18 protein-coding genes and 1 pseudogene are annotated in these 17,588 nt (G+C 70.2%); 1 reads left to right on the top strand and 18 read right to left on the bottom strand.

What is annotated here, in order from left to right; genetic code table 11:
* Positions 1 to 114: 114 nt before the first annotated feature.
* From rlmN to rpsB, 7 genes are all read right to left on the bottom strand, one after another.
* Positions 115 to 1,221, bottom strand: a complete 1,107-nt coding sequence (rlmN, locus tag ACWD26_RS28715) for a 23S rRNA (adenine(2503)-C(2))-methyltransferase RlmN (protein WP_451274833.1) — start codon at positions 1,219 to 1,221, stop codon at positions 115 to 117.
* A gap of 101 nt (positions 1,222 to 1,322) precedes the next feature.
* Complete coding sequence (locus ACWD26_RS28710; RefSeq protein WP_451274832.1) at positions 1,323 to 1,772, bottom strand: SRPBCC family protein; 450 nt, start codon at positions 1,770 to 1,772, stop codon at positions 1,323 to 1,325.
* 138 nt (positions 1,773 to 1,910) lie between these two features.
* Positions 1,911 to 3,029 carry a phosphatidate cytidylyltransferase gene (locus tag ACWD26_RS28705; RefSeq protein ID WP_451274831.1) on the bottom strand — a complete coding sequence of 373 codons (1,119 nt, stop codon included), beginning with the start codon at positions 3,027 to 3,029 and terminating at the stop codon, positions 1,911 to 1,913.
* Positions 3,029 to 3,586, bottom strand: a complete 558-nt coding sequence (frr, locus tag ACWD26_RS28700) for a ribosome recycling factor (RefSeq protein ID WP_149825702.1) — start codon at positions 3,584 to 3,586, stop codon at positions 3,029 to 3,031. Before frr ends, ACWD26_RS28705 begins: the two co-directional genes overlap by 1 nt.
* Positions 3,587 to 3,741: 155 nt before the next feature.
* Positions 3,742 to 4,500, bottom strand: a complete 759-nt coding sequence (pyrH, locus tag ACWD26_RS28695; protein ID WP_451274830.1) for a UMP kinase — start codon at positions 4,498 to 4,500, stop codon at positions 3,742 to 3,744.
* A 195-nt stretch (positions 4,501 to 4,695) separates the two neighbouring features.
* Positions 4,696 to 5,532 carry a translation elongation factor Ts gene (gene tsf, locus ACWD26_RS28690; RefSeq protein WP_451274829.1) on the bottom strand — a complete coding sequence of 279 codons (837 nt, stop codon included), beginning with the start codon at positions 5,530 to 5,532 and terminating at the stop codon, positions 4,696 to 4,698.
* Positions 5,533 to 5,725: 193 nt separating this feature from the next.
* On the bottom strand, positions 5,726 to 6,676 hold the full coding sequence (gene rpsB, locus ACWD26_RS28685) for a 30S ribosomal protein S2 (RefSeq protein WP_451274828.1): 951 nt from the start codon (positions 6,674 to 6,676) through the stop codon (positions 5,726 to 5,728).
* A gap of 283 nt (positions 6,677 to 6,959) precedes the next feature.
* On the opposite strand from rpsB, the gene ACWD26_RS28680 reads away from it, so the two are divergent.
* Positions 6,960 to 7,547, top strand: a complete 588-nt coding sequence (locus ACWD26_RS28680) for a peptidoglycan DD-metalloendopeptidase family protein (RefSeq protein WP_451274827.1) — start codon at positions 6,960 to 6,962, stop codon at positions 7,545 to 7,547.
* A 373-nt stretch (positions 7,548 to 7,920) separates the two neighbouring features.
* Here the strand turns inward: ACWD26_RS28680 and ACWD26_RS28675 are convergent, their stop codons facing one another.
* From ACWD26_RS28675 to lepB (ACWD26_RS28625), 11 genes and pseudogenes are all read right to left on the bottom strand, one after another.
* On the bottom strand, positions 7,921 to 8,478 hold the full coding sequence (locus ACWD26_RS28675; RefSeq protein WP_451274908.1) for a TetR/AcrR family transcriptional regulator: 558 nt from the start codon (positions 8,476 to 8,478) through the stop codon (positions 7,921 to 7,923).
* A gap of 158 nt (positions 8,479 to 8,636) precedes the next feature.
* Positions 8,637 to 9,473 carry an RNA polymerase sigma factor WhiG gene (gene whiG, locus ACWD26_RS28670; RefSeq protein WP_451274826.1) on the bottom strand — a complete coding sequence of 279 codons (837 nt, stop codon included), beginning with the start codon at positions 9,471 to 9,473 and terminating at the stop codon, positions 8,637 to 8,639.
* 272 nt (positions 9,474 to 9,745) lie between these two features.
* Positions 9,746 to 10,906: a DNA-processing protein DprA gene (dprA, locus tag ACWD26_RS28665; protein ID WP_451274825.1), complete on the bottom strand. Its 1,161-nt coding sequence runs from the start codon at positions 10,904 to 10,906 to the stop codon at positions 9,746 to 9,748.
* A gap of 34 nt (positions 10,907 to 10,940) precedes the next feature.
* Positions 10,941 to 12,563, bottom strand: a complete 1,623-nt coding sequence (locus ACWD26_RS28660; RefSeq protein WP_451274824.1) for a YifB family Mg chelatase-like AAA ATPase — start codon at positions 12,561 to 12,563, stop codon at positions 10,941 to 10,943.
* The gene (locus ACWD26_RS28655; RefSeq protein WP_451274823.1) at positions 12,563 to 13,003 is read right to left on the bottom strand and encodes a YraN family protein; all 441 of its coding nucleotides are present in this window, start codon (positions 13,001 to 13,003) and stop codon (positions 12,563 to 12,565) included. The genes ACWD26_RS28660 and ACWD26_RS28655 overlap by 1 nt, the downstream gene beginning before the upstream one ends.
* A 129-nt stretch (positions 13,004 to 13,132) precedes the next feature.
* Positions 13,133 to 13,441, bottom strand: a complete 309-nt coding sequence (locus ACWD26_RS28650; protein WP_005311352.1) for a DUF2469 domain-containing protein — start codon at positions 13,439 to 13,441, stop codon at positions 13,133 to 13,135.
* A gap of 56 nt (positions 13,442 to 13,497) precedes the next feature.
* On the bottom strand, positions 13,498 to 14,013 hold the full coding sequence (locus tag ACWD26_RS28645) for an NUDIX hydrolase (RefSeq protein WP_451274822.1): 516 nt from the start codon (positions 14,011 to 14,013) through the stop codon (positions 13,498 to 13,500).
* Positions 14,003 to 14,749, bottom strand: coding sequence for a signal peptidase I (gene lepB, locus ACWD26_RS28640; RefSeq protein ID WP_451274821.1), 747 nt, complete (start codon positions 14,747 to 14,749; stop codon positions 14,003 to 14,005). Before lepB (ACWD26_RS28640) ends, ACWD26_RS28645 begins: the two co-directional genes overlap by 11 nt.
* A 79-nt stretch (positions 14,750 to 14,828) precedes the next feature.
* Positions 14,829 to 15,818, bottom strand: a complete 990-nt coding sequence (gene lepB / locus ACWD26_RS28635) for a signal peptidase I (RefSeq protein ID WP_451274820.1) — start codon at positions 15,816 to 15,818, stop codon at positions 14,829 to 14,831.
* Positions 15,706 to 16,803 (bottom strand): annotated as a pseudogene (lepB, locus tag ACWD26_RS28630) (signal peptidase I); the annotation flags it as partial. The gene lepB (ACWD26_RS28635) and the pseudogene lepB (ACWD26_RS28630), both read right to left, overlap by 113 nt.
* The gene (gene lepB, locus ACWD26_RS28625; protein ID WP_451274819.1) at positions 16,796 to 17,521 is read right to left on the bottom strand and encodes a signal peptidase I; all 726 of its coding nucleotides are present in this window, start codon (positions 17,519 to 17,521) and stop codon (positions 16,796 to 16,798) included. The pseudogene lepB (ACWD26_RS28630) and the gene lepB (ACWD26_RS28625), both read right to left, overlap by 8 nt.
* Positions 17,522 to 17,588 lie beyond the last annotated feature (67 nt).

The raw sequence follows: 17,588 nt of genomic DNA, 5'->3' as shown, positions 1-17,588 counted from the left end.
CGCACTCTCAGCGCTGTGGCGCTCCCCTGTCGGAATATGAAGATGTGTACGGAGGTCAGAGTACCCCGTGGCCGAATTCCGACTCCTGCCGGTGGCCGCGCGCTACTCCTCGGTCTACCGCTCGGTGGCCGCCAGCTGCCCGCACGCCCCGTCGATCTCCTGTCCCCGGGTGTCCCGGATGGTCACCGGCACGCCATGGGCGGCGATGGCCTCGACGAACGCCTTCTCGTCCTCGGGCCGGGAGGCGGTCCACTTGGACCCCGGGGTCGGGTTGAGCGGGATCAGGTTCACATGCACCGGCTTGCCCTTGAGCAGCCGGCCCAGTCGGTCACCGCGCCAGGCCTGGTCGTTGATGTCCCTGATCAGCGCGTACTCGATGGACAGCCGCCGCCCGGACTTGGCCGCGTACTCCCACCCGGCGTCCAGGACCTCGCGCACCTTCCACCGCGTGTTCACCGGCACGAGCGTGTCGCGCAGCTCGTCGTCGGGGGCGTGCAGCGAGATCGCGAGCCGGCACTTGAAGCCCTCGTCGGCGAACCGGTGGATGGCGGGCACCAGCCCGACCGTCGACACGGTGATCCCGCGCTGCGACAGCCCCAGCCCGTCCGGCTCCGGATCGGTGAGCCGGCGAATGGCTCCGACGACCCGGTTGTAGTTGGCGAGCGGCTCGCCCATCCCCATGAAGACGATGTTGGAGAGCCGCGCCGGCCCACCCGGAATCTCTCCGTCCCTCAGCGCCCGCATCCCGTCGACGATCTGATGGACGATCTCGGCGGTGGACAGATTCCGGTCGAGCCCGGCCTGCCCGGTGGCGCAGAAGGGGCAGTTCATCCCGCACCCGGCCTGCGAACTGATGCACATGGTGACCCGGTCCGGGTACCGCATCAGCACCGACTCGACGAGCGTCCCGTCGAACAGCCGCCACAGTGTCTTGCGGGTGGTCTCCTGGTCGGTCGACAGATGCCGCACGACCGTCATCAGCTCCGGAAGCAGCGCCTCCTGGAGCTTGGCGCGCGCGCCCGCGGGAATGTCGGTCCACTGCTCCGGGGCGTGCGCGTACCGCGCGAAGTAGTGCTGCGAGAGCTGCTTGGCACGAAACGGCTTCTCCCCGACCGCGGCAACAGCCTCCTTACGCTCCGCAGGCGTGAGATCAGCGAGATGCCGCGGCGGCTTCTTGGCTCCGCGGGGGGCGACGAAAGTGAGTTCTCCGGGCTTAGGCATGACCTACCAAGTGTCGCAGATCATTTGAGGTGTACCTGCGGCCGCAGCCGTGCCGCGGCTCGGGGCCGTGTGCGGGGGCCGGCGCCGCTCCGTCGCGTGAGCTACGTGACGGCGTGCTCCAGGTTGTCCTTGAGGTGCTGTTCGTTGCGGGGCAGTTCCTTGCGGATCTGGGGGCGGACGACGAGGGGGACGAGGACCTTGCCGATGCCCTTGCCGTCGAAGCCGACCTCGACGGTGACGCGGGAGCGGCGGCCGTCGTCGAGGGGGGTGATCTCGCCGTGCACATGGCCGCGGACGGGACCGTCGATGCCCTGCATGCCCCAGACACGCGGTGGCTCGAACTGGGTGAGTTCCATGGTCATCGGGATGTCCCGGCGGCCGAGGTGACGGGTGATGCGCACCCGGGATCCGACGCCGACAGGCCCGGGGTCGAGCTGCTCCGTCGCGACCGCGCTCTCCTGCCACTCCGGGAGGTGGGAGAACTCGGTGATGTACGCCCAGACGTCCTCCGGGCGGCGGTCGATGTCGATCGATTGACGGAAGTCGGACATGGCGCCCGCCCCCTTCCGGGGTGATCCCCCCTGTGAGGGCCTGCACGGAAATCGTCCCACCCGTTCGCGTGCGGGGCCATGTCTGTGGGCCCCCGCCTGAGACAGGACGGGGGCCCACAGAAGTCACGTACGCACCGGTCAGCCCGAGCCCACGAACAGCACCAGCAGCAGCCAGACCACCGGGGCGGTCGGCAGCAGCGAGTCCAGGCGGTCCATGATGCCGCCGTGGCCCGGCAGCAGCGTGCCCATGTCCTTGATGCCGAGGTCCCGCTTGATCATGGACTCGCCGAGGTCGCCGAGCGTGGCGCTGGCGGCGACGGCGAGGCCGAGGAGCAGGCCCTGCCACCACGCGCCGTCGTCGATGACGAACTGCATGAGCAGCGCGCCCGCGACCATGGCGAAGGCGACCGCGCCGAGCAGGCCCTCACGGGTCTTGCCGGGGCTGATGCGCGGCGCGAGCTTGTGCCTGCCGAAGCGCCAGCCGATGGCGTACGCCCCCGTGTCGCTGACGATGGTCAGCACCAGGAACAGCAGGACCCGCTGCGGTCCGTCGTCGGCGGTGAGCATGAGCGCGACGAACGTGGCCAGGAACGGCACGTAGAAGGCCGCGAAGACCCCCGCCGTGACGTCCTTGAGGTAGTTGTCCGGCGGTTCGGTCATCCGCCAGACGAGGACGGCGAGCGCGGTGAGCGCCATGGCCACCCAGGCGCCCTCCGGCCCGCGCACGTACCCGGCGACGACCATGGCGGCCCCGCCGACCGCGAGCGGAACGAGGGGCGCCTTGATGCCCTTGCGTTCCTGCAGCCGTGAGGTGAGCTCCCACAGCCCGACCACCACGGCCACCGCTATCACGCCGACGAAGGCCGCCTTGACAATGAACAGCGACGCGACGATGACCGCGCCGAGCGCGACGCCGACCCCTATGGCGGCGCCCAGGTCACGGCCCGCGCTCTTCTTCTGCGGGGCGGGCTGCGGGGCGTCGGGCATGGGCTCCGGCTTCTGCGGCGCCTCCCCGTAGGGGTGCGCCGACGGCGTCTCGTCGCGGAACGGGGGGCCGGCCTGCCGAGCCGCCCCCCGGTCGTCGTCCTGGTTCCCGCCATGCGCGGGGACGTCGGGCACGATGGGCATGGGGCGAGTCTGCTGGGCCTCAGGCGCATCGTAGGGGGGACCCGCCGGGGCGTGCCCCTGGACAGGTCCCCGGTCGGTCGGCGCCCAGTACCCGGCTTGTGACGGCGCCCCCCAGGAAGAGTCGTTCATCAGACCTCGAGGAGCTCGGCTTCCTTGTGCTTGAGCAGCTCGTCCACCTGGGCGACGTACTTCGCGGTGGTGTCGTCGAGCTCCTTCTCCGCACGGCGGCCCTCGTCCTCGCCGACCTCGCCGTCCTTGACGAGCTTGTCGATGGCGTCCTTGGCCTTGCGGCGCACGGAACGGATCGAGACCTTGGCGTCCTCGCCCTTGGTCTTGGCGACCTTGATGTAGTCGCGGCGGCGCTCCTCGGTGAGCTCGGGGAACACCACCCGGATGATGTTGCCGTCGTTGCTCGGGTTGACGCCCAGGTCGGAGTCGCGGATCGCCTGCTCGATGTTGCGCAGGGCGGTCTTGTCGAACGGGGTCACCACGGCCATGCGCGGCTCCGGCACCGAGAACGAGGCCAGCTGGTTGATCGGCGTCAGCGCGCCGTAGTAGTCGGCCACGATCTTGTTGAACATCGCCGGGTGCGCACGACCGGTGCGGATCGCGGCGAAGTCGTCCTTGGCGACCACGACGGCCTTCTCCATCTTCTCCTCGGCCTCGAGGAGGGTCTCTTCGATCACCACTTGCTCCTGCGTGTCTTGAGTAGGCCCGGCAGCTGTTCTTGGTCAGGTCGGCGGCCGGCTGCGTCGCGTCTTGTTCCTGCACGGTTCCCGACCGGCAGGACATTGTCCATCCCCCGGTCGGTCTCCGTCCCCCGGGCAGGGGAAGGACCCGGTCAGGCCCGGCTTCCCTGATCACCCACGAGAGTGCCGATCTTCTCACCCTTGACGGCCCGCGCGATATTGCCCTCCTTGAGAAGCTCGAACACGAGGATCGGGAGCTTGTTGTCACGGCAGAGCGTGATCGCGGTGGCGTCGGCGACCTTGAGTTCGCGGGTGATGACCTCGCCGTAGCCGAGGGAGTCGAACCTGACCGCGTCCGGGTTGGTCTTGGGGTCGGAGTCGTAGACCCCGTCCACGCCGTTCTTGCCCATGAGCAGCGCCTCGGCGTCGATCTCCAGGGCGCGCTGGGCGGCGGTGGTGTCGGTGGAGAAGTAGGGCATGCCCATGCCGGCGCCGAAGATGACCACGCGGCCCTTCTCCAGGTGGCGCACGGCACGCAGCGGGATGTAGGGCTCGGCGACCTGGCCCATGGTGATGGCGGTCTGGACCCGGCTGTCGATGCCCTCCTTCTCCAGGAAGTCCTGGAGGGCGAGGCAGTTCATGACCGTGCCGAGCATGCCCATGTAGTCGGAGCGGGCCCGGTCCATGCCGCGCTGCTGGAGTTCGGCACCGCGGAAGAAGTTGCCGCCGCCGATGACGACCGCGATCTCTGCTCCGTCGCGTACGACGGCCGCGATCTCCCGGGCGATGGCGTGGACCACGTCCGGGTCGACGCCGAGGCCACCGCCCCCGGAGAACGCCTCTCCGGACAGCTTCAGCAGATACCGGCCGCGTACTTTGCCGTCGTCGCTCTTCTCGGGCTTGGTGGTCATGGAGATCTCGCCTCTTTACGTGTCGCACATACGAAGAAGGCCATTGCCGGTGGGGTGATGTTCGCATCCCATGCGCGGCAATGGCCTCCTCGTCAGATCCGCTGTCGTCCGTCACGCGTCACGCGCGCACGTGGCGGTGTACGCGAACGACTGCACTCGACCCTATCGGGGCCGGGTGCCCGTCGGGTAACGGACTCAGATGCCGACCTTGATGCGCGTGAAGCGCTTCAGGGTGACACCGGCCTCGTCCAGGACCTTCTGGACGGACTTCTTGTTGTCGAGCGCGTACGGCTGACCGAGCAGCGTGGCGTCCTTGAAGAAGCCGTTGAGGCGACCCTCGACGATCTTCGGCAGGGCAGCCTCGGGCTTGCCCTCGGCGCGGGTGGTCTCCTCGGCGACGCGGCGCTCGGACTCGACGACCTCGGCCGGGACGTCCTCCTTGGAGAGGTACTTCGGCGCGAAGGCGGCGATGTGCTGGGCGATGCCCTTGGCCACGTCGGCGTCGGCCTTGTCCAGCTCGACCAGGACACCGATCTGCGGGGGCAGGTCGGGCATGGTGCGGTGCATGTAGGAGAAGACGAAACCGTCGGCGTACTGCGCGAAACGGTCGAGGACGATCTTCTCGCCGAGGTTGGCGTTGGCCTCGTCCACGAACGCCTGGACGGTCTTGCCGGCCTCGATCTCGGAGGCGAGCAGGGCCTCGATGTCGGCCGGGGAGGTCTTGGCGACGTGCTCGGCGATCGCGGCGGCGGCGGCCTGGAACTTCTCACCCTTGGCGACGAAGTCCGTCTCGCACTTCAGCTCGACGAGGACACCGGAGGTGTTGTCGTCGGCGATGAGGGAGACCACGGCGCCGTTCTCGGCGGAGCGGCCCTCGCGCTTGGCGACGCCCTTCTGGCCCTTGATGCGCAGCGCCTCGACGGCCTTGTCGACGCTGCCCTCGGCCTCGTCCAGGGCCTTCTTGCAGTCCATCATGCCGGCGCCGGTGAGCTCGCGGAGCTTCTTGACGTCGGCGGCGGTGTAGTTCGCCATGATCTGTGAATCTCTTCTCGGAGTTCGAAGTCTCGAAGTCGGCGTCCGCCGCCGCTCGTAGGGGCGGGCGCCCGTCGAAGATCTACGGGCTGCGGAGATCTACGGCCACGAAGATCTAGTGGCTGCGGGTGAACGGCGGGTGGCGTACCGGACGCCACCCGCCGTCATGTCGACAGCCTTACGACCGCGGAGGTCAGGCCTGCTCGGCGTCCGCGGCCGGAGCCTCGGCGGCCGGGGCCTCAGCCTCGGCGGCGGGGGCCTCAGCCTCGGCGGCGGGGGCCTCGGCAGCGGCCTCGGCCGGAGCCTCGGTCTCGGCGGGGGCCTCGGCGGCAGCCGGAGCCTCAGCGGCGACCGGAGCCTCGTCGGCCTTCTTCTCGCCCTCGAGCAGGTCGCGCTCCCACGCGGCCAGCGGCTCGCCCGCGGCCTTGTCGCCCTTGCCCTCGGTGGCGACCCGGGAGCGGGAGATGAGGCCCTCGGCGACCGCGTCCGCGATCACACGGGTGAGCAGCGTGACGGAGCGGATCGCGTCGTCGTTGCCCGGGATCTTGTAGTCGACCTCGTCGGGGTCGCAGTTGGTGTCGAGGATGGCGACGACCGGGATGTTGAGCTTCCGTGCCTCGCCGACCGCGATGTGCTCCTTCTTGGTGTCCACGATCCAGACGGCGCTGGGCACCTTCTGCATCTCGCGGATACCGCCGAGGGTCTTCTCCAGCTTGGCCTTCTCACGCGAGAGGACCAGGAGCTCCTTCTTGGTCAGACCCGACGACGCGACGTCCTCGAAGTCGATCTGCTCGAGCTCCTTGAGGCGCTGCAGACGCTTGTAGACGGTCGAGAAGTTGGTGAGCATGCCGCCCAGCCAGCGCTGGTTGACGTAGGGCATGCCGACGCGGGTGGCCTGCTCGGCGATGGCCTCCTGCGCCTGCTTCTTCGTGCCGACGAACATGACCGTGCCGCCGTGGGCGACGGTCTCCTTGACGAACTCGTAGGCGCGGTCGATGTACGACAGCGACTGGAGCAGGTCGATGATGTAGATGCCGTTGCGCTCGGTGAAGATGAAGCGCTTCATCTTCGGGTTCCAGCGACGGGTCTGGTGACCGAAGTGGACGCCGCTCTCCAGCAGCTCCCGCATCGTGACGACGGCCATGGCCGTTCTCCTTGAATTTCTCGGTTGTGCCGCGAGAACCGGACGGCTCCCGCGCCTGACGCCCGCGATGCGCCGTTGCCACGAAGGACCGAGGGGCGCTGATACGGACCGTCCGACGAATCTGACGGACCTCGTACCGGGGCGTGCGAAGTCGACCCGGTGACCCGGATCGCCATCAGAAGTGTACGGGACCCACGAGGCCCCGGGTGACGCCGATATCCACAACTCGCGAGTACTCCACAGATCCCGGCCATGATCGGCCTGTTCACGGGACGCTTCCGCCATGTCTCACGAGCGAACGAACCGACGACGACGTGCGGGTGCGTGCCTGACCCTGCTGCTGTGCCTGACGTCGGCACTCCTGGGCACGGCCTGGACGACGGCACCGCGAGCGGCCCCTGGACCACCGCTCCCCGAGGAGCCCGTACCCGCCGTCGGCCGCGGCTGGCCCGTGGGCCTCCACCCCTGGGTGGTCCGCGCCTGGGAGCCCCCGCCCACCCCCTACGCCCGAGGTCACCGAGGCGTCGACCTCTCCGCCCCACCTGGCTCCCCGGTGCGGGCGGTCGCCCCGGGCCGGGTGTCCTTCGCCGGCCGGGTGGCGGGCCGAGGGGTCATCGCCGTCGAACTGGCCGCCACGGGCGAACCACCCCTGCGCACGACCTACGAACCGGTACAGGCGTCGGTGAAGAAGGGCACCGAGGTATCCGCAGGCACCCTCCTGGGCACCCTGGAGCCGTCCCCTTCGCACTGCCCGACGGCCTGTCTGCACTGGGGCTTACGCCGAGGCGAGACCTACCTGGACCCACTGTCACTACTCCCACCGTGGCTGCTGCGCAGGGGCCCGTCGCGTCTGCTACCGGTACCCGAGTAGCCACGCCGAACGCACGAGTGGCCGCACACCGACCCGGGCAGCGCGCCGCCCGCCGCTCTCATGCCCCATGGCTGCGGGCAGCCGCGCCGCCCGCCTGCACAGCTGCGGGCGGTCGTGCCGCTGGGGCGATGGGGGGCACCTCCCGCTCAAGCGAAGCCGGGAGTGAGGAGGGGGAGGGGGAGGGGGGAGGAGGGTGGGCGCAGCGGACGCGCCGGTGAGCGATACCAACCCCCTCCCGGCCCCAGCGGAGGGCGCACGAGCAACCAAGACCCAGCCCGACGCCGGACGCAGCGTCAGCCCCGTCGCCACTCGCGTCGCCACTCGCCGAACGACGCGGCCTCAGCCCCGCCGACGCGCGCCGAACGACGCGGCCTCAGCCCCGCACACCCCGCAGAGTCATGGCCACAGCCGCCTCGGTGATCACGGAGGGATCCTCGGCGGCCCCCAGCTCGATACGCCGCACGGCCGCGTCCACGACCCCCTGCAACATCATCGCGGCCAACCGGGGCTCCGCATGCCCGAGCCCCGCCAGCGCCTCCACGATCATCGCGACGAGCCCACCGTGCGCGGCCCGGATCTTCTCCCGGGCCCCGGCGTCCAACTCGCTCGCCGAGATCGCGACAACGGCCCGATGCCGCCGGTCCCCCACCAGCTCCAGCTGCTTGCGAACGTACGCCTCGACCTTGTCCTCGGCCCGCTCGACCGCCGCCATCGCCGCCTCGACCTCCGCCGCCCAAACGGGAAAGTCGACTTCGCACAGCTCCTCGACCACGGCGGCCCGCGACCGGAAGTACTCGTACACGGACGACCTTGCCAGCCCCGTGCGCTCGGCGAGCGCCGGGAACGTCAACGCCTCCGTCCCGCCCTCGGACAGCAGGGACCGAGCCGCGTCCAGCAGGGCGGCTCGCTGCATCGACCGGTGCTCGGCCACAGAGGCCGCTCGAATCCTTGGCACGTCAACCACTTTACGGACGGACCGCCACGCACGGGAGTGCCTTCCCTCGACCAGCCCCGGGCGAGGCCCTGCCGGCACACGCCGGAGCCCGCCCAGGCCTGGTCACACACCACATCCGGCCAGGCCGAACCGAATCAGCGACCGAAACTCGCCAGCTTCGCCCGCAGCTGCAGCACCGATTTCGTGTGGATCTGGCTCACCCGGCTCTCGGTCACCCCCAGCACGTTCCCGATCTCGGCGAGCGTGAGCCCCTCGTAGTAGTACAGCGTGACGACGGTCTTCTCCCGCTTGGGCAGCGTGTTGATGGCCCGCGCCAGGAAGCGGCGCAGCTCCCGGTCCTCGGCCACCTCGACCGGGTTGTCCGCGGCGGTGTCCTCCAGCGTGTCCATCAGACTCAGCCTGCCACCGCCCTCGCCCCCGGCGTGCAGCAGCTCCTCCAGCGCCACCACGTTGGCCAGCGACAACTGGCTGAAGACCGCGTGCAGTTCGTCGACCGCGATTCCCATCTCGGCGGCGACCTCACCCTCGCTCGGGGTGCGTCTGAGGCGCGCCTCCAGCGTGGCGTAGGCCCGCTCCACATTGCGTGCCTTCTGCCGCACCGACCGGGGGATCCAGTCCAGCGCGCGCAGTTCGTCGATCATCGCGCCCCGGATCCGGGTGATCGCGTACGTCTCGAACTTGATCTCCCGGTCGATGTCGAACTTCTCGATCGCGTCGATGAGCCCGAAGACGCCGGAGGAGACGAAGTCGGCCTGCTCGACGTTGGCCGGCAGGCCGACGCTCACCCGGCCCGCGACGTACTTCACCAGGGGTGAGTAGTGGAGGATCAGCTGCTCTCGCAGCCGTTCGTCGCCCGTCGTCTTGTACGTCCGCCACAGCTCGTCGAGTGTCGAGGGGGCGGGCGGGCGCACGGTGCCGCGAGCGGCGGAGGGTACCGCCGCCCGGTCAGACCCGGAGGTGTGCTGGGGCATTCGTCGCCTTGTGCCGTTCTGCCGTGAACTGGGGGTGCATGGGTTAGCTGTCGGTTTGATGTTGAGTTGCCTGTCCTAAGTCGGAATCCTCGTGAGCGTAGCGTGACTGGGGAGTCGCAGTGCGCGAAGGGCGGTGGATCCCCCGTGCGCAGATACGTTCCGTTGGACGCCCCACCGAGTCAGGGCAGTCGCTCTGTGTGACGGTGCCGGGACGCCAACTGCCCGAAACCGCAAGGCTGTCGGCGTTCCCCCGGACGGCCGAACACGCTCGGTCACGTTGGCCTCCGATCCGACGAAACGGAGATCATCGCCTGGCGTGTCAACTTCCAGCCGTCGCCGTGTCGTTCGACGTAACCAAGTGATCGGAGCTCGTACAGTCTCCCGACCGCGTCGTCCACCGCCGTGCCCGCGCCCCGGGCGATCTCCTCGGCGGCTGCGACGCCCCGCCCCGGCAGCGCGGCGAGGACCTGCCGTGCCCCGGGTTCCAGCAGGTCGCGGGGGAGCACGGGCCCCCGACGGTCCGGCGCCAGCTCCCCCATGTCACCGACCAGTTCGACGACTTCGGCGGCGTCGGACACGAGCACGGCGTCGCTCCGCAGCAGTTCGTGCACTCCCGCCGACAGCGCCGAGGTGGCCGGCCCCGGTACCCCCATCGTGAACCGGCCCAGTCGCTGCGCGGCCCGCGCCGTGACCAGCGCGCCACTGCGGTAGGCCGCCTCCACGACGACGGTCCCCCTGGTGAGCGCCGCGATGACCCGGTTCCGCAGAATGAACCGGCTCGGCGTGGGGTGCTCCCCCGGCGGCAACTCCCCCACCACCAGGCCCTGTTCCGCGATCCTGTTGATCAGCTGCACATGTCCCCTGGGATACGGCCGGTCCACGCCACAGGCCAGCACGGCCACGGTCGCCCCACCGGCCCCCAGCGCGCCCCGGTGCGCGGCCCCGTCCACGCCGTACGCCCCGCCGGACACGACCACCCACCCCCGCTCGGCCAGCCCCGCCCCCAGTGCGGCCGCCATGTGCGCGCCGTACTCCGTACAGGCCCGCGCCCCCACCACAGCCACCGACCGCAACGCCCACATCCGCGCATGGGCCCTCCCTCGCACCCACAGCCCCACGGGTCGCCCGTCCCCGAGATCGTCGAGCTGACCTGGCCACTCGGCGTCCCCGGGGACGAGGAACCGGACCCCGGCCGCCCTCGCCCGGGCGAGGTCCCCTTCCGGGTCGGCCCGTCCGGCGCGGGCGCACAGCCCCGCCCATCGCTTGTCGGAGGCCTCCGGCAGCGGTCGCCCGCCCCCGGAGAGCCTCCGCACCACTTCCCGGGCGCCGAGCTCCCGCAGCCATCGGCCGCCGAGTTCGTCGCCGGGCTCGATGACGCGGGCGAGGAAGGCCCGGTCGAGCCGCTCGGCATCGGCCGCACCGCCGCCGGTCATGGCTCACCCGCCCATGCCGCACGGGTCGCGGGCTTCACGTCAGCGCCCCGATGGCCATCGGCACTCCGCGAGGAACTCCCGTGCGCAGTTGCAGTGCCAGGTTGACGTCTGTCGCGTCGGGGCGGTCGTGGCCGACGAGGTCCGCGATGGTCCAGGCGACCCGGAGCACCCGGTCCAGGCCGCGCGCGGTGAGCACACCTCGTTCCAAGCAGCGCTCGGCCTCGTCCATCGCGCCCGGCGCGGCATGCCATCGATTCCGCAGTTCGCGCCCCGGTACCTCGCTGTTCGTCCGCCAGGGTGTGCCGAGCAGACGGGTGCACGCCCTCTCCCTGGCCGAGCGCACACGGTCGGCCACCGCGGCCGTGGACTCGCCCCGGGCCCCGCGCTGGGTGAGCTCGGACCGGGTGACCCGGTCGACCTCGACCCGGAGGTCGACCCGGTCGAGCAGCGGGCCCGAGAGCCTGGCCTGATAGCGACGGATCGAGGCGGGCGGACACTCACACAGGTCGTCCGTCCGCGAGAAACGACCACAGGGGCAGGGATTCGCGGCGAGCACCATCAAGAATTTCGCCGGGAACCGCACCACTCCCGCGCTGCGCGCGATCACCACGTGCCCCGCCTCCAACGGCTGCCGCAGGGCGTCCAGAGCCTGGCTGCTGAACTCCGGGGTCTCATCGAGGAAAAGCACCCCGCGATGGGCGAGGGAGACGGCGCCGGGCCGTGCGATGCCCTGGCCGCCACCGACGAGTGCCTGCATCGTGGCCGAGTGATGCGGGGCGCAGTAGGGCGCGACGTCGACCAAGGGCTTCCCGGCCGGCAGCAGACCGGCGATCGAATGGACCGCCGTGACCTCCAGCGACTCCTCCCTGCCCAGCGCGGGCAGGATGGCCGGCAGCCGCTCGGCGAGCATCGTCTTGCCGGCGCCCGGCGGGCCCTCCAGGAAGAGGTGGTGTCCACCGGCGGCCGCGACCTCCACGGCGGTCCGCGCCGCGAGCTGGCCGACGACATCGGCGAGGTCGTGACCCTGGTCCTGCTGCGCGGCTCCCGTGGTGTGCATGCCGGTAGCCGCCCCCGTGCCCGGCATGCGCAGCCCCGCCATGAGCGGGTCCGGACGGCCCTCGTCGGGTTCCTCGTCCGGCACGGGTTCGTCCGCGAGCACGGCGATCAGCTGCCGCAGGGTGCGCACGCCCAGTACCGAGACGCCCGGCACGAGCGAGGCCTCCGCGGCCGCGCACTCCGGCACCACCACCTGCTCGTATCCGGCCTCGGCGGCGGCCAGGACGGCGGGCAGGATGCCCCGTACCGGTCGTACGCGTCCGTCGAGTCCGAGCTCGCCGATCATCACGATGTCGGAGAGGACCCGCGGATCGATCCGCTCGCAGGCTCCCAGCACCGCGCAGGCCACCGCCAGGTCGAACCCACTGCCGGCCTTCGGCACGGACGCGGGACTGAGCCCCACGGTCAGCTTCTTCTGCGGCCACTCTGCGCCCGAGTTGACCACCGCCGCCCTGACCCGGTCCTTGCTCTCGGTCAGGCTCTTGTCCGGCAGCCCCACCAGCGTGAAGGCCGCCACCCCCGGTTCCAGGTCGGCCTGGACCTCGACGACGACGCCCTCGACGCCGACGAGGGCGACGGAGCATGTGCGGGCGAATCCCATCAGGCCACCCCCCGTACGTGCTCCACGACAGGGGCGCCGCGGTCGGGGAGGACGACGCCCACGACGTCGATGCGGACCCCGCCCGGCGGGCTCCCTCCGTGTTCCTGGAGCCAGCGCTCGGCGAGCCCCCGCAGGCGCTCGGCCTTGGTGGCCGTGACGGCCGCCATGGGGTGTTCGAACGGGCCGGCCCTGCGGGTCTTCACCTCGCAGACGACCAGCGCGTCCCCGTCACGGGCCACGATGTCGATCTCGCCGGTCCTGCCACCGCGCCAGTTGCGCTCCAGGACCGTCATCCCGGCGTCGGCCAGCCGCCGCGCGGCCAGTTCCTCGCCGTACCTGCCGAGCGCACCTCGCGCGCTGTTCCCCCACGAGCTGTTCTTTCGCGGGCTGTCGCCTCGCGTGTTGCTGCCCCGCGTGTTGTCGCCTCGTGCCTTGCTCATGTCGGCACCACCTCCGGCGCCAACACTGAGGGCGACTCAGCCCGCTATTGGATCTTGGTGGACAAGCAGGCCGTTGTGGACAACTTCATCACCCACACGGATGACGGCTCCGCAGCCGCCACACCGACCTCAGCTGCCCGGCAGCTCCAGATCGCTCTTGTTCAGCTCCTCGATGTTCACGTCCTTGAACGTGAGCACCCGTACCTGCTTCACGAACCGAGCAGGCCGGTACATGTCCCACACCCAGGCGTCGGCCATGGACACCTCGAAGAACACCTCGCCCTGTACCGAGTGCACCTGCATCTCGTAGTCGTTGGTCAGATAGAAGCGCCGCTCGGTCTCGATCACGTATTTGAACAGACCGACGACATCGCGGTACTCCCGGTAGAGCTTCAGCTCCATCTCGGTCTCGTACTTCTCGAGGTCCTCGGCGCTCATGGCATGTTCCCCTTCAGCCGTGCGATCCCACCATTGTGCGCCAGTCCCGCGAGCCCCTAGACAATTTCGGTGTCGAGGTCCACGGGACTGGCCGGGGGACCCTCGTCGAGCAGTGTGCGAAGCAGTTCGGCGAGTCTGGTCGGGTACACCGTCTCATGCGCCCGGGCCAGTTCCCCGCACGTCCACCAACGTGCTCCGGCGACACTGCGTCGTTCCAGCTCCGTGAGGCCGCCGGCGGCGGGCACCACCTGGTGCGTATCGGTGGTTCGGGCGAGGTAGTACCACTCGTCCTGGTCCCAGCGGCGTCCGGCGAAGGGGAAGGAGCACATCCGCCGCCACAGTACGGGGCCCAGCTCGACGTTCGTGATCCCGGTCTCCTCCGCGAGCTCCCGCAGGGCGGCCTCCTCACGGGTCTCCGTGCCCTCCACACCGCCGCCGGGCGTGAACCACCAGTCGTCGGCCGGATCGTCCGGCTCGTGCCCGTGCAGCAGCAGGACGCGTTCCCGCGGGTCCAGCAGGATCACCCGGGCCACCCTGCGCAGCCCGCCCTCGTACGTGTCCTCAGCCGACACCGGCCGGCTCCGTCTGCGTCGAACGGCCACGACCCCCGAGCCGCTTGGCGACGGGCCCGTAGGCCGCGCCGCCCAGGACGAGCACCATGCCCACGACCAGCGCGGCGGTGATCAGCCGCAGCGGGCCGGGAGAGGAGAGCGCGCCGAGCTTCTCGAAGCCCGTGGGGGGCGCCAGCATGCCGTCCATGGGCCAGACGACGGCGTCCACGCGCGCGTCCACGTTGCTTCGCGGCACCGTGCCGTTGCCGGCCTCCGTGAGGTGCGCGGTGGAGTCCAGGGAGCCGCTGCGCTCATCACCGAGGAGGAACAGCCGGCCCTTGGGGACGGTGATCTCGGGGATACCGGTCAGCTCGGCGTCCTCACCCTCGGGCAGGTACCCCTCGTCGATCTTCTCGCCGTTGACGGTCAGCTTGCCGTCGGTGCAGCAGGCGACCGTGTCCCCGCCTACCGCGACGACCCGCTTGACCATGGGTGCGTTGCCCCAGCTCTCCTGCCGGAAGACCACGACGTCGCCGCGCTCGACCTCGGCGCCGTCGATCCGCTCCGCGAGTATGCGGTCCCCGGAGGTGATGGTGGGGGCCATGGAGTCGGTGGGCACGGTGTAGGGCGCGTAGACGAGCGCGCCCCAGAGGAAGCCGCCCAGGAAGAGCACACAGCCGAGGGCCACGGCCAGTCCCGACAACTTGCTGCCGAGCCGTCCGTGGCCCTCGTCGGTACGACGTGTCGTCCCGCTCATCCCAGTGCTCCCCCAGTCGGAGAATCGACCGTCCGGGCCCCGTGCGGGCCGCGGATGATCGGCGATCTGGGACGGCACCCTACCCGGCGGTACCCGTGCCAGAAACCCTCGGGCTCTCGCCGGCGAGAAGGCGGCGTCGGCGCCACAGCACCAGCGGGACCGCGCCCGCGAGGCCGAGCGCGCCGGGGGCGGCGGCGCTCAGGTTCTGGTCGAAGGTCTCGGGGATCGGCAGCGTGGACCAGCGGGTGGGCGGCCAGGCGACCACGATGGCGCGGCCCACGGCCTGGCTCACGGGGACCATGCCCTTGTTCGCGTCGTTCTGGTGGTAGCGGGAGTCCAGCGAGTTCTGCCGGTGGTCACCCATGACCCAGATTTTGCCCTCGGGTACCTTCACCTTGAACTGACCGCCGGTGTCGTCGACGGTGCAGGGGGTGTTGCCCGGGTACACGTACGGCTCGTTCAGCGCCTTGCCGTTGACCTTGAGCGGGCCGGTGCCCTTGCACTCCACGGTGTCGCCGGCGACGCCGATGACCCGCTTGATGAGGTCCTTCTCCTCGGCGGACGGCATCAGGCCGATCCAGCCGAGGACCCGCTGCACGGCGTTGGGCTCCAGGGTGGGCTCACCGTCCAGCCAGCCGTCCGGGTCGTGGAAGACGACGACCTCGCCGCGCTCGGGCTCGGAGCCGAACCACGGGGTGAGCTTGTCGACCAGGACCCGGTCGCCCTCCTGCAGGGTGTTCTGCATCGAGTCCGACGGGATGGAGAACGCCTGCACCAGGAAGGTCTTGATCAGCAGCGCGAGCACCAGCGCGATACCGATCAGGATCGGCAGTTCCTTCCAGAAGGAACGCTGCTTCTTCTTGGGCCGCTCGTCCTGGTCGCCGTCGTCGACCGAGGTCCGGGCGTCGTCCCCGCCGTCCGGGGAGTCACTCCCGGAGTCGGCGGAACCTTCGGAGTTCACGACGTTCTCCACGTTTTCCGCGGCCGGGGAAGCCGCCTCGTCGGACCGCTCGGGCCGTTCTTCGGAACCACCGTGTCCGGACCGTGCGCCGACCGCCAAATCCCCCACATCCACTCCTCACTCCGTACCGCCGCCCACGCCACATCCGGTGCAGGCCCACCACTCCCATAACGAGCGGGAGTTCCGCAGGGGTCGGGAGGGGGATCAATCCGTTTCGATCCGCGGAGGCCACCCTATGCGAAGCGCCGAGGGCGGTGGTCGACCCGCTCGGCACCGCCGAGAACGTGTCAGGCTCCTCCAACTGCCCCCAGTGACCGACGGGCCAGGCGATCACCACGGCCCGGCCGACGACGGAAGCCTCCGGGACCGTACCGCCGTACTGCGCCGTCTGTGAATCGTCGGACTGGTGGGCGCGCGAGTCGGCGGAGTTCTCCCGGTGGTCGCCCATCACCCAGAGGCGGCCCTGGGGCACGGTCACCTCGAACCGCTGGGTGGAGGGCTGGTTGCCGGGGTGGATGTACGCCGTCTCGTCCAGCGGCATGCCGTTGACGGTGACGCGGCCCTGGGTGTCGCAGCACTTGACGGTGTCGCCGCCGACCGCGACGACCCGCTTGATCAGGTCCTTCTCGTCGTCGGACGGGAGGAGGCCGATGAACTGCAGGCCCTCCTTTATCTGCTTGATGACGATCGGGTCCTCGGTCGGGGTCGTCGTCTGCTCGTCCTCCAGCCAGCCGCCGGGGTCCTTGAAGACGACGACGTCACCGCGGGTGGGCTTGGAGCCGAACCAGGGGGTGAGCTTGTCGACCAGGACGCGGTCGCCGATCTGGATCGTCTGCTCCATGGAGCCCGAGGGGATCACGAACGCCTGGACGAGGAAGGTCTTCAGGACCAGGGCTATGAGGACGGCGACCCCGACGAGCAGCGGGATCTCCTTGACCGCGGAACGGCGTCTGCGCCGCTTGATCTTGCGCGCGAGCTTGCGCCGCTCGACGCGGCTCGGCCGGGCGGCCCCGCCGGATCGCCGGGTACCGGTGGGCAGCAGATTGTCGGCCGCGGTGCTCGGAGCACCGCGGGGCTTGCCGCGATTACCCATGCGCACCGCCGGCTGCGGGCACGCGCGCGTAGGCGTCCGGACGGTCCAGTCTCGTCCAGTGGTCGGCGGGCCAGGCGATCCAGTCGGCCCGGCCGATCACGGCGCCGAGCGGGACCATTCCGCCGCCGGGCGATCCCAGATGGTCGCGGGAATCGCTGGAGTCACCGCGGTGGTCGCCGAGGAGGAACAGCTTGCCCTCGGGGACGACCACGTCGAAGGGCACACTCGACGGGCTGTCGCCCGGGTACAGAAACGCCGACTCGTCGACCCACCGGCCGTTCACCTCAAGCCTCCCCTCCTGGTCGCAGCAGACCACCCGGTCTCCCCCCACGCCGACAACGCGCTTGATGTAGTCGGCGTTCCCGAAGTAGCCGGTGCCGTCGAAGACGACGACGTCACCGCGCTGCGGCTCAGATCCGAAACCGTATGCCAACTTATTTACGAGAACGCGGTCCCCGATCCTCAATGAGCGCTCCATGGAGCTGCTGGGAATCTGGAACGGCTGCATCACGAAGTTGCTGAAGAGGGCCAGAAAAAGCAGGCAGATCAGCACGGTCAGGGTGTAACCACGGCCCGGAACCAACGCGGTGACCCGGTCCGCCCACGCGAAACGCGACCGGCCCTCCGGCCCTCCCGTGTTCGGGTTCTCCTCGGAGAACCCGCCGGAAGGGTGGGAGGAGCGGTCGCGCTCCATGTGCTGCCGTGCTTCGGTATCCATCGGGGTCAGATCGTATCCGGCCCCTCTGTGACGACCTTTTGCGACTCGGTTCCGAGCCGGGCGCGCG

It is taken from the genome of Streptomyces sp. NPDC002787, assembly GCF_053592095.1.
Note: the sequence above shows the minus strand (reverse complement) of the source record. Positions and strands in the feature narration are given on the sequence as shown.

Bases quoted from the DNA above. Each gene is read 5' to 3' on its own strand.
- rlmN (WP_451274833.1), bottom strand. From the start codon at position 1,221: ATGCCTAAGCCCGGAGAACTCACTTTCGTCGCCCCCCGCGGAGCCAAG.
- dprA (WP_451274825.1), bottom strand. From the start codon at position 10,906: ATGACCGGCGGCGGTGCGGCCGATGCCGAGCGGCTCGACCGGGCCTTC.
- rpsB (WP_451274828.1), bottom strand. From the start codon at position 6,676: ATGGCCGTCGTCACGATGCGGGAGCTGCTGGAGAGCGGCGTCCACTTC.
- whiG (WP_451274826.1), bottom strand. From the start codon at position 9,473: ATGCCCCAGCACACCTCCGGGTCTGACCGGGCGGCGGTACCCTCCGCC.
- ACWD26_RS28680 (WP_451274827.1), top strand. From the start codon at position 6,960: ATGTCTCACGAGCGAACGAACCGACGACGACGTGCGGGTGCGTGCCTG.
- ACWD26_RS28660 (WP_451274824.1), bottom strand. From the start codon at position 12,563: ATGGGATTCGCCCGCACATGCTCCGTCGCCCTCGTCGGCGTCGAGGGC.
- ACWD26_RS28650 (WP_005311352.1), bottom strand. From the start codon at position 13,441: ATGAGCGCCGAGGACCTCGAGAAGTACGAGACCGAGATGGAGCTGAAG.
- lepB (WP_451274821.1), bottom strand. From the start codon at position 14,749: ATGAGCGGGACGACACGTCGTACCGACGAGGGCCACGGACGGCTCGGC.
- lepB (WP_451274819.1), bottom strand. From the start codon at position 17,521: ATGGATACCGAAGCACGGCAGCACATGGAGCGCGACCGCTCCTCCCAC.
- tsf (WP_451274829.1), bottom strand. From the start codon at position 5,532: ATGGCGAACTACACCGCCGCCGACGTCAAGAAGCTCCGCGAGCTCACC.
- pyrH (WP_451274830.1), bottom strand. From the start codon at position 4,500: ATGACCACCAAGCCCGAGAAGAGCGACGACGGCAAAGTACGCGGCCGG.
- ACWD26_RS28705 (WP_451274831.1), bottom strand. From the start codon at position 3,029: ATGAACGACTCTTCCTGGGGGGCGCCGTCACAAGCCGGGTACTGGGCG.
- ACWD26_RS28655 (WP_451274823.1), bottom strand. From the start codon at position 13,003: ATGAGCAAGGCACGAGGCGACAACACGCGGGGCAGCAACACGCGAGGC.
- ACWD26_RS28710 (WP_451274832.1), bottom strand. From the start codon at position 1,772: ATGTCCGACTTCCGTCAATCGATCGACATCGACCGCCGCCCGGAGGAC.